Consider the following 13,847-nt stretch of genomic DNA (forward strand, 5'->3'; position numbering starts at 1 on the left):
CATCTTTTTGCCTTTCCAAATAAAATTTTAGAATGCCTTGAAAAAGAAAAAGTAAGCACTATATTTTGGGTACCTTCAGTGTTGATTTATTTTGCAAATGAAAAAGGATTGCAAAAATATTCACTAAATCTTTTAAGAAAAATTCTCTTTGCTGGTGAAATCATGCCTAATAAACAGCTAAATATTTGGCGTAAACACCTACCCAATGCTTTATTTTCCAACCTTTATGGTCCAACAGAAATCACTGATGTATGTTCTTTTTATATCATCAATCGCACTTTTAAAGATGAAGAACTTTTACCTATAGGCAAAGCATGTAAAAACACAGAACTTTTAGTTTTTGATGAAAATATGAATTTCATAAGCCCTAAACAAATAGGCATTAAAGGAGAGCTTTTTGTGCGTGGAACTTCTTTGTCTTTAGGGTATTATAATGACAAAGAAAAAACCAAACAAGCTTTTATACAAAATCCTTTGCATGATAATTATTTAGATTTACTCTATAAAACAGGAGATATCGTTTCTTATAATGAATTTGGCGAACTTTTATGCTATGGAAGAGCGGATAATCAAATCAAATACATGGGGCATAGGATAGAACTTGGAGAAATAGAAAGCGTGATAAATTCTCATACAAGTGTAAAAAATAGCGCTTGTATTTTTAAAGAAGATATTATTTGTTTTTATGAAAGCAAAGATGAGATTAATTTTAAAGCTTTTTTAAAAGATAAATTACCTTCTTATATGATCCCAAAAAATTTTATTAAAATTGACAAATTTAAACTCAATCAAAATGGTAAAATTGATAGGAAAGTTTTAAAAGAACTTGTTTAAATAAATATTTTATATTTTCAAAAAACCAAAGGAGAGAAAAAATGCAAGAAATCAAACAGTTGTTTAATGAGATAGGGAAGAATGATATTACGGAATTTCATAATGATCTCGTGTTTGGTGGGTTTATAGATAGTGTTGATATAATTAGTTTAGTGAGTCTTATTGAGGATAAGTATAAGATTTCAATAGATTTTGATGAGATTGTTCCTGAGAATTTTTATAACTTTCAAACTATAATGGAAATGATATGCAAAATGCAAAAATAAGTACTATTTGTTTGTTGGGTACAAGCAATCTGAGACATATTGTTTTGCAATTACAGGAGTGCTTGCAAAAATATAATATTAGGATAATAAATTTAATTTTTGAAGCTAGTGGCTCTGAACATTGTTTGTTTGAGCTTGTAAAAAACTATAATGAAATATCTAGGGCTGATTTGATTATTTATGATACATATTCTGAAGATATTGTTTTAAATAAAAACGTTGATTTTGTTTGTAAAACAATTGAAAGAACTTTTGAAATTTTATCATCATTTGGTATTCCAACAGTTCATTTAATGTTACCAATAAACAATGCTAATAATTTAAGTAAAGATCAAAAAATGATTACTAATACATATCTAAGCTTGATAAATTATCATAAATTTAATATTGCATATATTGGAAAAAAAAATAAAGAAAAAAGGATTTATAGCGAACTTTTGAAAGATAGAATACATTTTTATGATTGCATTTTGATTGATTCCATATTGCAACTAATTGATAATATTCATTTATTATCTAAGCCTGTTAATAGTTATACTAATATTATAGATAATTTTATAATTTTGCAGAGTGAAAAATTTTGTAAAGAACAATATGTATTTAAATATACTGGAAGAGATTTTAACTATATTCAAATAAAAAAGAAAGATGTGATTAAAATACCAGATGAATATGTGGATATGTATATACATTCTTATTTTTCATTTAATAAATCTTTGGGTGCATGTTTAAGATTTGAAAATAGTAATGCAAAACTACAGTCTTTAATTAGACCAGCTCATCAATTTAAACAACTTGGTGATTTATTTTTGATAACAAAGGATACTTTTTTGAGTTATAGCGAAAATTATACAGATAATATCGATTGCGTGGAACCTATTTATATAAAACAAACAAAACATTTAGGATTTATAAATCTTGGAGATATTCTCCTTGTTAAGGATAAAAATAAATTTTATTGTACAAAAATTAATATAAATACAGATCAGACAATTATTGTTGATAATGATTTGGATTGTTCAAAATTAGTTATTAATGTTGATTTTTGTAAAGAACTGGTCGATAACTATATAGCAGTTCAATGGCCAATCAAATCAATACCGTATAAACAAGAAGTATCTAATTTACAAAATGAAAATAATTCAAATAAAAAAAAATATACGATTATTTTAGATAGATATATAGAATATAGATTGAAAAGTCATTTGAGCTATAGATTTGGAAATGTTTTATTAAATTCAAATTTAATATCTTTAAGTTTTAATTTATTGTATGAGTATAAGCTATATAAAAATAATAAAAATTTAATAGACTATAGGGAATATAAAAATTATGAGGTTTATTATATAATTACAGGTTCTATAGAGTATAAATTGGGCCAAGCTTTTATTGCAATTAGTAAAAATTGGTATAAAAGTTATGGTTTGGCGTATGTGAAATTTGTTTTCATAGATTTAATTGTTTTGAGAAGAAAATTTAATTTCAGGGGTAAATAAATTATTTGGGCAAGATCTAATTTGTAAATATGGATAATAATCTTGCTATAAAAGATAATTGTTTGATTCTTTGTAAAGAATTCTTTTACAAAATAAATTAAAAATAGGATAAATTTAGCAATAAGTTAATAAAATTGGTATGAATAGTGGAAGTATATCAAATTTATCCTCAAAGATGTACCTAGGTTAAAAAGAGAAAAATATAAAAAACTTTGATATAATAAAATATTATATCAAAGAGAGAGTATGAGCACTTATTCAACATCAAAAAAACTTGTAAAAAATGTTAGTGATTTTATTAATGTTAAAAGCTATAAAAATTCACTTTTACCAAGTGATTTTATTTGTGGTTGGGGACGCAAAAAATCAGGTTTAAAAGCTATGAATTTAGCTAAAAAATATAAGGCTAAATTCATACTTTTAGAAGATGGATTTATCCGCTCATTAAACTTAGGGGTTGAAAATAGCCCAAGTTTTTCTATAGTTAAAGATGATATAGGCGTTTATTATGATGCAACAGCACCTTCAAAGCTTGAAAATCTTTTAAATACTTATGAATTTAAAGATGAAGAAATCAAGCAAGCTAAAAAAGCTATAGAGCTTATCAAAAAATATAAAATTAGCAAGTACAATAACAATCTTGATATTCCAGATGATTATTTTCAAAAAGATGAAAAACGCGTTTTAATCATCACTCAAACAGCCAATGATGCCTCTCTTGAATTTGGTTTTGCTAAAGATTTTAAAACTGTCGATATGATAAAAGATGCCATAAAAGAAAATCCTGATTCTAAAATTTATATAAAAATCCATCCTGATGTTTTAAGCGGTAAAAAACAAAGTGATTTAGTTATAAATTTCTTGCCTAAAGAATGTATTTTAATCACTGAAAATTTTAATCCCATAGCCTTGCTTGAGTTTTTTGATAAGGTTTATACCAAAACTTCTGGTATGGGTTTTGAAGCTTTGATACAAGAATGTGAGTGTATTTGTTATGGCATGCCATTTTATGCAGGTTGGGGTCTAACAAAAGATAAATTAGAGTGTAAAAGAAGGATGCAAAAAAGAAGTTTAGAAGAAGTTTTCTATGCTGCTTATATACTTTATAGCGAGTATTTTAATCCTTATTTAAATCAAAAAAGTAATATTTTTGATACTATTCAAACTTTAGCAAAATATAAAGATATAGAAAAGGTAAATTCTAACAGGCTTTTTATGCTAGGCTTTACCTTATGGAAAAGGCATTTTATCAAGCCTTTTTTTAAGGCCAAAGATAATGAAATTATTTTTTTAAATTCTATTAAATCTTTACTTAGATACAAGCTTAAAGAAGATGATAAATTTTTCATTTGGGGTAAAAGGATAGATTATAATACTCTTAAAAGCACTCTTATAAAAAAAGCGCAAGATGAGAATTTGCTTCATTTTGCTCCTAAAATTTCTTTGGTAGAAGATGGTTTTATCCGTTCAATCTCTTTGGGTTCTGATCTTGCGCGCCCTTTTTCTTTAATCGTTGATGATAAAGGACTTTACATTGATCCAAACAAACCAAGTAAACTAGAAGAGCTCTTGCAAAATGAAATTTTTGATGAAAATATACTAAATAGGGCGAAAAATATTATAAAAATCTTACTTGAGAACCGCTTTTCAAAATACAATGGCTTAAAGCATGAAGACTTAAAAATCAATGCCAAAATAGGACAAAAGATTATTTTAATCCCTGCTCAAGTTGAAGATGATGCTTCGATGATTTTAGGGGGTTTTGGCTTATCCACTCTTGATTTGCTTAAGGAGGTGCGTGCTAAAAATCAAGATTCTTATATCATCTTTAAACCTCATCCCGATGTGTTAAGTGGCAACCGTGTGGGTTTAAAAGATGAAACACTCATCTTGAAATTTTGTGATGAGATTGTAAAAGATTGCAGTATTGATAGTGCTATAAAAATTGCTGATGAAATTCACACTATTACCTCTACAAGTGGTTTTGATGCTCTTTTAAGAGCTAAAAAAGTTTTTACTTATGGTATGCCTTTTTATGCGGGCTGGGGTTTGACAAAAGATAAACATAAATGCGAAAGAAGAACAAGAAAACTAAGCCTAGAGGAGCTTGTAGCAGGTGCTTTGATCACATATCCAAGATATATAAATCCTAAAACAAAAACTTTATGTGAAATTGAAGTTTGTTTAGATATAATGCTAAATTTACAAAAAGCTTATTTTTCAAAAAAACATATAAAATTGGCAATAGATTTTAAAACTTTTATACTTAGAAAAATAAGAAGATTTTATGAATTTTTAGCAAAGAAATGAGATTTAGCACTAAAATTAAAAAAGAATTTAGCGGTAAAAATGTTTTACTCTTGCAAGGGCCTGTGGGAAATTTTTTTCATCATCTTGCAATGAAAATGAAAAAAAACCAAACCAAAGTTTTTAAACTCAATTTTAACGGTGGAGATTTTTTTTTCTATCCTAGTGGAACAAGGTGTAAGTGCGATGAAAAAGATCTTGAAAATTTCTATAGAGATTTTTTTCAAAGCAAAAAAATCGATGCTATTTTAATGTATAATGATTGTCGTATTATACATGCTAAGGCTATTAAAGTGGCTAAAGAATTAGGAATTGAAGTATGGATTTTTGAAGAAGGATATTTAAGGCCTTATTGTATTACTTTGGAAAAAGATGGAGTGAATGCAAATTCTTCTTTACCGCGTGATAAAAATTTTTATCTTTCTCAAGATATTTTTACCCAAGAAAGTATAAAAGAAATTCCAGGTGGATTTAAATTTATGGCTTTTGATGCTTTTTTGTATTGGTTGTTTGCTTTTATTTTGGCTCCATTTTTTAACAACAAACTTCATCATCGCACTTTATATCCTTTTGAATTTTTATTTTGGTTTAGATCTTTATATAGAAAATATCTTTACAAGATTACAGAAAAAAAACTTAATGAAAAGATTTATAATTTAGAAAAAAAGTACTTTTTGGCGATTTTACAAGTTTATAGCGATACGCAAATTAAATATCATTACAAAAAAAGCATAGAGCACTTTATAGAGGAAACCATACTTTCTTTTGCAAACCATGCAAGAGCTAAATCTTATCTAGTTTTTAAACACCATCCCATGGATAGGGGTTATAAGAATTATTCTAAACTCATAAATGATTTAACTCAAAAATATCATGTCGAAGGAAGGGTTTTATATGTTCATGATACCCACTTGCCAGTTCTTTTAAGAAAGGCTTTAGGTTGTATTACTATAAATTCAACAGTGGGCCTTAGTGCTATTTTAGAAGGCTGTCCGACTAAGGTTTGTGGCAATGCTTTTTATGATTTTGAAGGCTTATCTTATCCAAAGAAGCTTCAATTTTTTTGGCGTGAAGCTCATGCTTATAAACCCAATCCTGTTTTGGTATGTAATTTTAAAAAATACCTTTTACAAACTAATCAATTCAACGGCAATTTTTACAAAAATTTCTTTTTAGACAAATAAGACTAAAAAGCTTTGATTAAGAGAGCTTTTAAAGCAAAGTTGCTATAATTAAAAGCAAAAAAGAAATATTGTATGGATAGGGAAGCATTTTATATAGCAGGATATGATCCTAAAAGTTATAGATTTTATTATGATTTATTTAAAAAAAACCTAAAAGATTATTCTCGTGCTTTTAATATTAAAGCTGATTTAAGTAAAATTGAAAAAAATGAGCAATTTCCTTTTTTTCAAATTTCTTGCGAAGGAGTACAAACTAAATATCATTTTTTAACATGGAATGATATTGTTAAGAAAAATTGGTCAGAAAATTATAAAGATGCTTTGGCAGATTGTTATAGTTTTTTTAGAATTTATACTATCACAGGACTTTTTATCAAATTTGGCAAAGAGTCGATTTATCAACTTATCACAGGTTATTATCCTTTTTTTTATGTGTTATTTTCTTTACTATTTTCTTTGGTTTTGGCTTTTGGAAGTTTTGCTTTTTTGCAAAATTATATGCATTTTTCTTTAGCTATCATCATAGGATGTTTTTTAGGATTTTTACTAAATCATTTTTTATTTAAATTAGGTAAGAAATTAGCTGTATTTTGGATAGCAAGAATTTGTGCTTTTTGTGCTACTTGGCAAGATAAAAAAACAGGCACTATGCAAGAAAGAATCAAGCTTTTTGCGAATACCATAGTAGATAAGCTAAAACAAAATGAAAATAAACAAGATTATGAACTTGTTTTAGTAGCACATAGTGTTGGAACTATAGTTTGTATAGAAGTTTTGGAGTGTATTTTAAGACAAAATTTAGATTTATCTTTACTTCATAAGTTAAAAATTCTTACTCTAGGAGAATGCATTCCTTTAGTGAGTTATCAAAAAAAAGCGGATGAATTTAGAAAGAAGCTTGAATTTGTTTCAAGGTTTGATTTAAAATGGTATGATTACACATCGATTATTGATGGAGCATGTTTTCCTCAAGTGGATTTTTTCCGCACGAGTGGCGTAAATGCTAAATTTACACCCCCATTTTTAAGTGCTAAATTTCACACTTTATATGAAAAACATGAGTATAAAAAAATAAAAAGAGATAAAAACAAAGCACACTTTTTATATCTTTATAGTATTAGTGTTAAAGGTGATTATGATTTTTTTTCTTTCATCATAATGCCTAAATTTTTAGAAGAAAAGGTAAAAATATGAGTGAATGTCCCTTTTTTCCAAAACCTTATAAAAATAAAGCTTCTACACTTTTAACTTTTTTGTTAAAGCGTAGATCTTGGCTTGATGGGCTTTATGAGCGTAGTTATAAAATGCAAACAGGCTATGTGAAGATGCCAAATTTTGATCTTTATGTTATAAATGACACTAAAGAAGTTAAAAGAATGATGGTTGATGAGGTTAGAGAATTTCCTAAAAGTGCATTTTTGCATGAGCTTTTAAGTCCGCTTTTAGGGGAGAGCATTTTTACTACAAATGGTGAAGTTTGGAAAAAGCAAAGAGAGCTTTTGCGTCCAAGTTTTGAAATGACTCGTATCAATAAAGTGTTTAATCTTATGAGTGAAGCTGTGGCAGATATGATGGATCGTTTTAGCAAGTATCCAAATCATGCTGTTATCGAAGTAGATGAAGCTATGACTTTTATTACCGCTGATGTGATTTTTCGCACCATTATGTCTTCAAAACTCGATGAGGAAAAAGGTAAAAAAATCTTAAATGCCTTTGTGACTTTTCAAGAGCAAAGCGTGCATACAGCCATGCGTCGTATGTTTCGTTTTCCAAAATGGCTTTCTTATGTTTTAGGAGATCGTAAGCGTGCTAAGGCCGGAGATGTGATCAGACAGGTTTTAAGTGACATCATAAAATCAAGATATGATATGGCAGATAATGCAGAATTTGAAGATATTTTAGGATCTTTGCTTTTAGTAGTGGATGCAGATACAAATAAGCGTTTTTCTTTTGAGGAAATTTTAGATCAAGTGGCTATGCTTTTTTTAGCAGGACATGAAACCACAGCAAGTTCTTTGACATGGACGCTTTATTTGCTTAGTCTTTATCCTAAGGAGCAAGAAAAAGCTTATGAGGAGATTACTCAGGTTTTACAGGGTGGAGCCATTGAAATTTCGCATCTAAGACAGTTTAAATACTTAACAAATATTTTTAAAGAATCTTTAAGACTTTATCCTCCTGTTGGATTTTTTGCAAGAGAGGCAAAAAAAGATACCCAAGTTAGAGATAAGCTTATTAAAAAAGGTTCTGGGGTGGTGATTGCTCCTTGGCTGATACACAGACATGAAGAATTTTGGACAAATCCACATGGATTTAATCCTTCTCGTTTTGAAGGAGAATACAAAAAAGATGCTTATTTGCCTTTTGGTGTAGGGGAAAGAATTTGCATAGGACAAGGTTTTGCTATGCAAGAAGCGATTTTGATTTTGGCTAATATTTTAAAAACTTACAAACTAGAACTTGAAGAAGGTTTTGTACCTGATGTAGTAGGCCGTTTAACGGTGCGTTCGGCTAATGGTATGAGGATAAAATTTAGCAAAAGAGAGTTATGAAAAGAGTTAGAACTAAAATTCGTGCCAATTTTCGTCGTCGTGTAAAACGCACTTTAAAAGGAAGCTTAAAAGAAAAATTAGCAGGGACTATTCTGCTTTGTGCAATAGTACCTTTAGCAGTTTTAGGATATCTTTTTATCGTGATTATAGGAACTTTTTTTAATACCGCACGAGCAAGACAGGGTGTTAGAGCCTTAGATCATTTTGTAAATGCAAGCTTGTTTAATGGCTATGCTTGGGAGAGCGTTTCTTCTCATGCGTGGCGTGAAAGAAATCGTAAAAAATGGGCAAGGATTGTTATAAAAATCACAGATTTTTTTCAAAAAGATCATTGTAAAAGAGCAAATAAAAGAGAACAACCTGTGGTAGATTTCATACTTTCAAGAAATTTAGACAAGCAAACTATAGGAAAATAATCAAACTATAGCCACTATGGCTATAGCAAAACCATTATCATGAGAAATGCTTAGGGAAGTTTGAGTGATATTAAAATTTTTTGTAATTTTTTGAGAATATTTTAATTTAGGCGCGTTTTTTTCATCTTTTGATATTTCAATATCAAAAAAACTGCATAATTCACAAATTCCAACACCCAAAGCCTTGCTAGCAGCTTCTTTAGCAGCCCAAAGACCTGCTAGAGTTGCTGGATTTTTAATGAGTATTTGTTCTTTTGGGCTTAGAAATTTATCCAAAAAATTTTTGCCATGTCTAGAATGAATTTTTTCTATCCTAGAAATGGCGATGATATCACAGCCTACACGCATTTAAGAAACTACAAAATCCGTAAAATAAACATTTTTAATAAAGCCATCGGTTAAAATTTCATTGATTTTTCCAACTAGCTCATCTTTTAAACGTTCTTTGCCTTTTTGTGTACTTACTTCTTCAAAAGTTTTAGCTGTTAATGTACGAATAATAATATCACGAATCACCGGGACTTTTTTATCAAGTTCAGGTTTTAAAAGTTCGCTATTTTGTTCTAGTTCTATAGTGCATTTTACATATCTTGAGCCGCTATCGCTAAGTAAATTTAGGGTAAAAGGATCAAGTGGGTACATAGGACCTATATTAGCAAAATCACTACCTCGCTGAGTAGGAGCTGAAACTTTAGGTTTATCAGCTTTTGCTTCTTCTTTTGGAGCTTCTTTGACTTCACTTTCATCACTTGAACTGCTTGAAATAAGCCAAGCAATCACTCCCATAATACTAAGAAGTAAAACAAAAAGTAAAATAACAATAATAATTACAAGTGAACCGCCTTTTTTCTTTTTCGTTTCTTCGTTTTCTAATTCTTCATCCATAAATTTTCCTTCATTTAGTGAAATTAATGTAAAATTGTAGCAAAAATTTCTTTTCTATCCAAATTTGCTTTAGAAAAACGATAAATTTAGGTTAAAGAAGAGATGAATTTAAAGGAAAAAAATGTTAGATGTGATTTTTAGAGAATATGATATAAGAGGGCTTTATGGCAAAGAACTAAATGAAAAAAGTGTTAAGGCTATAGGTTTTTGCTTGGGACAAACCATGCTAAATAAAGGCTGTAAAAATGTAAGTGTGGGCTATGATGCAAGATATAGTGCAAATGAACTTTTTAATTATCTAGTAAGTGGACTTAACAAAGCGGGAATAAAAATCTATGATATAGGGCTTGTGCCAACTCCATTGGGATATTTTAGTCTTTATGAGGGCTTGAAATTTGATGCAAATGTTATGATAACAGGCTCTCATAACCCAAAAGATTATAATGGTTTTAAAATCACTATCAATAAAGAAAGTTTTTTTGGCGTGGAATTAAAAGAGTTTTCAAAAGAAGTTTATAAGCATTTAGATGATGAGATTGAAGAAAATTTAGAAGTAGAAAAATACGATATTTTAAGCCTTTATGTGAAATTTATGTGCGAGCAATTTAGTTTTTTAAAGGATTTTAATTATAAATTTGGTGTTGATTGCACAAATGGTGCGGCTGGAGTGGTGATAAAGCCTTTAATCAAGGCTTTAAATTTAAAAGCTCATGTAATGTTTGCAGAGCCTGATGGACAGTTTCCAAACCATGCTCCAGATCCTACAGAAGAAGAAAACTTAAGTGCGATTAGAGAGTTTTTAAATCAAAATCAAGATTATTCTTTAGCTTTTGCTTTTGATGGGGATGCTGATAGAATGGTTGCTTTGAGTAAAACTCATGTATTTTGTGGGGATGAGCTTTGTTATTTGTTTGCTAAAAATATTCCTAATCCACGCATTTTAGGTGAGGTAAAATGTTCTAAAAATCTTTTTGATGAAGTGGCTAAATTTGGAACTATTTTTATGGGAAAAACAGGACATTCTAATATCAAAAAAATAATGAAAGAAAAAGATATTGATTTAGCTGCTGAAGTGAGTGGACATATTTTCTTTAAACATAGATATTTTGGTTATGATGATGGAATTTACGCATTTTTAAGAGCCTTAGAACTTGTTTATAAAGGTTTTGATTTAGAAAGTATGATTAAAGCTTTACCAAAACTCTATACTACACCTGAAATTAAAATTCCTGTAAATGAAGAAGAAAAATTTAAACTTGTGGAAGAATTTCAAAAAGAGATTGAAAAAGGAGCTTTAAAAGGTGTTAAAAGTCTTTGTGAAATCGATGGAGCTAGGATAGATTTTGGCGATGGATGGGCTTTGCTTCGTGCATCTAACACCAGCCCTTATCTTATCACACGCTTTGAAGCAACTTCTTTAGAAAGAGCAAAAGAGCTTGAAAGTATGGTATTTACTTTATTTGATGATATAAAAGCTAGGCTTAAGAATTGATGAGATAATATTTTGCGATTTAAATTTATTTTAAAAAGGAATTAAAAATGAAAAAAATACTTGTTTTACTTTCGTTATGTGCCTTTGCTTTTGGTGCAAGTGAATGTGATAGAAAAATCGATCGTATCAATAAAGAAATCAGTTTTTCTAAAGCGCATAATGATACAGCTAGAACCTTAAGCTTAGAGCTTGCTTTAAAACAAGTACAAAATGATTGTACTAAAGATCCTATGTTTTATGATAAAAAGTTAGAAGCTAAAAAACTTAAAGAACAAGAAGTGGAAAAAATCGAAAAAGAACTTGATGCTTTAAAAAAACAAAAAGATTATATGAGTAAGGCTGAGTATAAAGCTAAAAAAGAAGCTTTAAAAGAACAAAAAGAGAAAATCAAAAAAGAAATTAAAGAATATATTGATAATCTCTAAAAATTAAAAGGCTAATTAAATTTAGTCTTTTTAAACCCTACCTTTTTTAAGATTTTCTAATAATTCTTCTATATTATAAATTCCTCTGTGTTCTGGTGTTAAAAGATGGATTAAAATATCACCAAGATCAATCACGCTCCATTCTTCACTACTATCTATGTTTAAAAATTCCTCACCTTTGGCTTTAAGTTGTGTTTTAAGCTCATCGATCAAAGATAGAGCGTGTCTTTCTCCTAAAGTAGCTGCGATAATGACATATTTTACAAAGTATTCTTGCTCACTCATGTCAATGGTTTTGATATCTTCAGCTTTTTTTTCATCTAAAATTTTAACGATTAAATCTATTCTTTCTTGCATTCTTTTCCTTTAATTTTTGAAATTGTATCAATTTTTTTGTAATTTTTCATAATATTTTTTTACTTCATCTTTAATTTCTTCACAAACTTCATTTGTATTTAAAGTATTGCGTATAAAAGAAGAAGCGATTTTTTTATCGGTTTTTAAATCTTTGAAATTCTTAGGAATTTCTATATCATTGCGATTGGCAATAACAAATTCTACTAAAGAATTAAGTTTTTCAAAATCATGCCAAAGATGAAGTTTTTCTAAATGATCTGCTCCGATTAAAAGATAAAATTTACTAGGATTATAAAGCTTATAAAGATACTTAACGCTTTCTATACTAGGAACAGGGCGTTTTTGCTTGGTTTCAAAATCACAAATTTCAACTTTTGGCAAATGCCCCCAAAGTTTTTTAACCCATAAGAATCTTTGCTTTTCATCAGCACTAAAACTTTGTTTAAAAGGATTGATATAAGTAGGCATAATAATAAGCTTATCAATATCTAATTTTTCCAAAGCCTCTAAAACAACGCTATTATGACCATTATGCGGCGGATCAAAACTGCCACCAAAAAGTGCTATCTTCATTAAAATTTTAACCTTTTTTTTGTAGAATATTAACATTATATTTTGCAAAAGGAAATTAAATGGCTGTAAAAGTTGCTATAAATGGTTTTGGACGCATAGGCAGATGTGTTGCAAGAATCATCTTAGAAAGAAATGATATTGAGCTTGTGGCGATAAATGATACTACGGATATTGAACTTACAAAATACCTTTTTAAATACGATACAGTACATGGTGAATTTAAAGGCAGTGTTGATAGTGAAGGCGATGATTTAGTGGTAAATGGTAAAAAAATCAAAGTATTTAAAAGTCGCAATGTAAAAGATCTTGACTTTGCAAAATACGGGGCACAAATTGTTTTAGAATGCACAGGGGCGCATTTAACCATCGCAAAATGTCAAGAATTTATAGATATGGGAGTGCAAAAAGTGATCATGAGTGCTCCTGCAAAAGATGATACACCTACTTATGTTTTAGGAGTAAATTCAGAACTTTACAAGGGTGAAAGCATTATTTCTAATGCAAGTTGTACAACAAATTGTTTAGGTCCTGTTTGTCGTGTTTTACAAGATAATTTTGGCATCGAAAAAGGACTTATGACAACAATACATGCTTATACAAATGGACAAAGTATTATTGATGCTAAAGCTAAAGATAAACGCCGTTCTCGTGCTGCAGCACAAAATATCATTCCAACTTCTACAGGTGCAGCAAAAGCTATGAAACTTGTTATGCCTGAACTTAATGGCAAACTTCACGGACAAAGTATGCGTGTGCCAGTGATTGATGTATCAAGCGTGGATTTAACTGCACAACTAAGCCGCAAAGTCAGCAAAGATGAAATCAATGAAGCTTTTAGAAAAGCTGCAACTACAAATTTAAAAGGCATTTTAATGGTAGATGATGATGAAAGAGTTTCAAGTGATTTTATCACTTGTTCTTATGGAGCAATTGTGGCAAGTGATTTAACTCAAGCGATTATGGATGATTTCATCAAGGTAATTGCTTGGTATGATAATGAATGGGGCTATTCAAGTCGTCTAGTAGATATGGCAGTATATATTGCAAATAGGGCTTAATC

Annotated in this window: 14 protein-coding genes and 1 pseudogene; 11 read left to right on the forward strand and 4 right to left on the reverse strand. The window is 29.2% G+C overall.

Annotated features, from left to right (window positions below):
• From ELQ12_RS07820 to ELQ12_RS07855, 8 genes are all read left to right on the forward strand, one after another.
• Window positions 1-834 (forward strand): AMP-binding protein (locus ELQ12_RS07820; RefSeq protein WP_166739602.1); only part of this gene is annotated, 834 nt, incomplete at its 5' end.
• Between the two features lie 41 nt (window positions 835-875).
• Complete coding sequence (locus ELQ12_RS07825) at window positions 876-1,100, forward strand: acyl carrier protein (protein ID WP_134264681.1); 225 nt, start codon at window positions 876-878, stop codon at window positions 1,098-1,100.
• The gene (locus tag ELQ12_RS07830) at window positions 1,082-2,596 is read left to right on the forward strand and encodes a hypothetical protein (protein WP_134264682.1); all 1,515 of its coding nucleotides are present in this window, start codon (window positions 1,082-1,084) and stop codon (window positions 2,594-2,596) included. The genes ELQ12_RS07825 and ELQ12_RS07830 overlap by 19 nt, the downstream gene beginning before the upstream one ends.
• 246 nt (window positions 2,597-2,842) lie before the next feature.
• Window positions 2,843-4,906 carry a capsular polysaccharide biosynthesis protein gene (locus ELQ12_RS07835; RefSeq protein WP_134264683.1) on the forward strand — a complete coding sequence of 688 codons (2,064 nt, stop codon included), beginning with the start codon at window positions 2,843-2,845 and terminating at the stop codon, window positions 4,904-4,906.
• Complete coding sequence (gene kpsS, locus ELQ12_RS07840; RefSeq protein ID WP_134264684.1) at window positions 4,903-6,087, forward strand: capsule polysaccharide modification protein KpsS; 1,185 nt, start codon at window positions 4,903-4,905, stop codon at window positions 6,085-6,087. The genes ELQ12_RS07835 and kpsS overlap by 4 nt, the downstream gene beginning before the upstream one ends.
• A 72-nt stretch (window positions 6,088-6,159) precedes the next feature.
• On the forward strand, window positions 6,160-7,281 hold the full coding sequence (locus ELQ12_RS07845; RefSeq protein WP_134264685.1) for a DUF829 domain-containing protein: 1,122 nt from the start codon (window positions 6,160-6,162) through the stop codon (window positions 7,279-7,281).
• A complete protein-coding gene (locus ELQ12_RS07850) occupies window positions 7,278-8,639 on the forward strand; it encodes a cytochrome P450 (protein WP_002870608.1) in 1,362 nt (453 codons plus the stop codon). Before ELQ12_RS07845 ends, ELQ12_RS07850 begins: the two co-directional genes overlap by 4 nt.
• Entirely contained in the window at window positions 8,636-9,055 is a 420-nt protein-coding gene (locus ELQ12_RS07855; protein ID WP_002862076.1) for a hypothetical protein, read from the forward strand. The genes ELQ12_RS07850 and ELQ12_RS07855 overlap by 4 nt, the downstream gene beginning before the upstream one ends.
• On the opposite strand, the gene acpS is transcribed toward ELQ12_RS07855, so the two are convergent.
• Complete coding sequence (gene acpS, locus ELQ12_RS07860) at window positions 9,056-9,403, reverse strand: holo-ACP synthase (RefSeq protein WP_002866684.1); 348 nt, start codon at window positions 9,401-9,403, stop codon at window positions 9,056-9,058.
• Window positions 9,404-9,940: a flagellar basal body-associated protein FliL gene (fliL, locus tag ELQ12_RS07865; protein ID WP_002855429.1), complete on the reverse strand. Its 537-nt coding sequence runs from the start codon at window positions 9,938-9,940 to the stop codon at window positions 9,404-9,406.
• A gap of 102 nt (window positions 9,941-10,042) precedes the next feature.
• Between fliL and pgmL the strand changes: the two are divergent.
• A pseudogene (gene pgmL, locus ELQ12_RS07870) lies at window positions 10,043-11,432 on the forward strand (phosphoglucosamine mutase PgmL).
• Between the two features lie 47 nt (window positions 11,433-11,479).
• The gene (locus ELQ12_RS07875; protein ID WP_070284087.1) at window positions 11,480-11,857 is read left to right on the forward strand and encodes a DUF1090 domain-containing protein; all 378 of its coding nucleotides are present in this window, start codon (window positions 11,480-11,482) and stop codon (window positions 11,855-11,857) included.
• Window positions 11,858-11,887: 30 nt separating this feature from the next.
• On the opposite strand, the gene rsfS is transcribed toward ELQ12_RS07875, so the two are convergent.
• Complete coding sequence (gene rsfS, locus ELQ12_RS10405) at window positions 11,888-12,214, reverse strand: ribosome silencing factor (RefSeq protein WP_002855339.1); 327 nt, start codon at window positions 12,212-12,214, stop codon at window positions 11,888-11,890.
• A 27-nt stretch (window positions 12,215-12,241) separates the two neighbouring features.
• Window positions 12,242-12,787 (reverse strand): nicotinate (nicotinamide) nucleotide adenylyltransferase, encoded by a 546-nt coding sequence (gene nadD / locus ELQ12_RS10410; RefSeq protein ID WP_002862071.1) that lies wholly within the window; start codon window positions 12,785-12,787, stop codon window positions 12,242-12,244.
• 59 nt (window positions 12,788-12,846) lie between these two features.
• Here nadD and gap point away from each other — a divergent pair, with 59 nt between their 5' ends.
• Window positions 12,847-13,845: a type I glyceraldehyde-3-phosphate dehydrogenase gene (gene gap, locus ELQ12_RS07885; protein ID WP_053872839.1), complete on the forward strand. Its 999-nt coding sequence runs from the start codon at window positions 12,847-12,849 to the stop codon at window positions 13,843-13,845.
• Window positions 13,846-13,847 lie beyond the last annotated feature (2 nt).

Origin of the sequence: Campylobacter sp. US25a (assembly GCF_004379075.1) — a bacterium.
Classification (GTDB): Bacteria; Campylobacterota; Campylobacteria; order Campylobacterales; family Campylobacteraceae; genus Campylobacter_D; species Campylobacter_D jejuni.

Coding starts and splice junctions, on each gene's coding strand:
- fliL (WP_002855429.1), bottom strand. CDS start 9,940: ATGGATGAAGAATTAGAAAACGAAGAAACGAAAAAGAAAAAAGGCGGT.
- kpsS (WP_134264684.1), top strand. CDS start 4,903: ATGAGATTTAGCACTAAAATTAAAAAAGAATTTAGCGGTAAAAATGTT.
- gap (WP_053872839.1), top strand. CDS start 12,847: ATGGCTGTAAAAGTTGCTATAAATGGTTTTGGACGCATAGGCAGATGT.
- ELQ12_RS07850 (WP_002870608.1), top strand. CDS start 7,278: ATGAGTGAATGTCCCTTTTTTCCAAAACCTTATAAAAATAAAGCTTCT.
- ELQ12_RS07825 (WP_134264681.1), top strand. CDS start 876: ATGCAAGAAATCAAACAGTTGTTTAATGAGATAGGGAAGAATGATATT.
- ELQ12_RS07830 (WP_134264682.1), top strand. CDS start 1,082: ATGCAAAATGCAAAAATAAGTACTATTTGTTTGTTGGGTACAAGCAAT.
- ELQ12_RS07835 (WP_134264683.1), top strand. CDS start 2,843: ATGAGCACTTATTCAACATCAAAAAAACTTGTAAAAAATGTTAGTGAT.
- acpS (WP_002866684.1), bottom strand. CDS start 9,403: ATGCGTGTAGGCTGTGATATCATCGCCATTTCTAGGATAGAAAAAATT.
- ELQ12_RS07855 (WP_002862076.1), top strand. CDS start 8,636: ATGAAAAGAGTTAGAACTAAAATTCGTGCCAATTTTCGTCGTCGTGTA.
- ELQ12_RS07845 (WP_134264685.1), top strand. CDS start 6,160: ATGGATAGGGAAGCATTTTATATAGCAGGATATGATCCTAAAAGTTAT.
- rsfS (WP_002855339.1), bottom strand. CDS start 12,214: ATGCAAGAAAGAATAGATTTAATCGTTAAAATTTTAGATGAAAAAAAA.
- ELQ12_RS07875 (WP_070284087.1), top strand. CDS start 11,480: ATGAAAAAAATACTTGTTTTACTTTCGTTATGTGCCTTTGCTTTTGGT.
- nadD (WP_002862071.1), bottom strand. CDS start 12,787: ATGAAGATAGCACTTTTTGGTGGCAGTTTTGATCCGCCGCATAATGGT.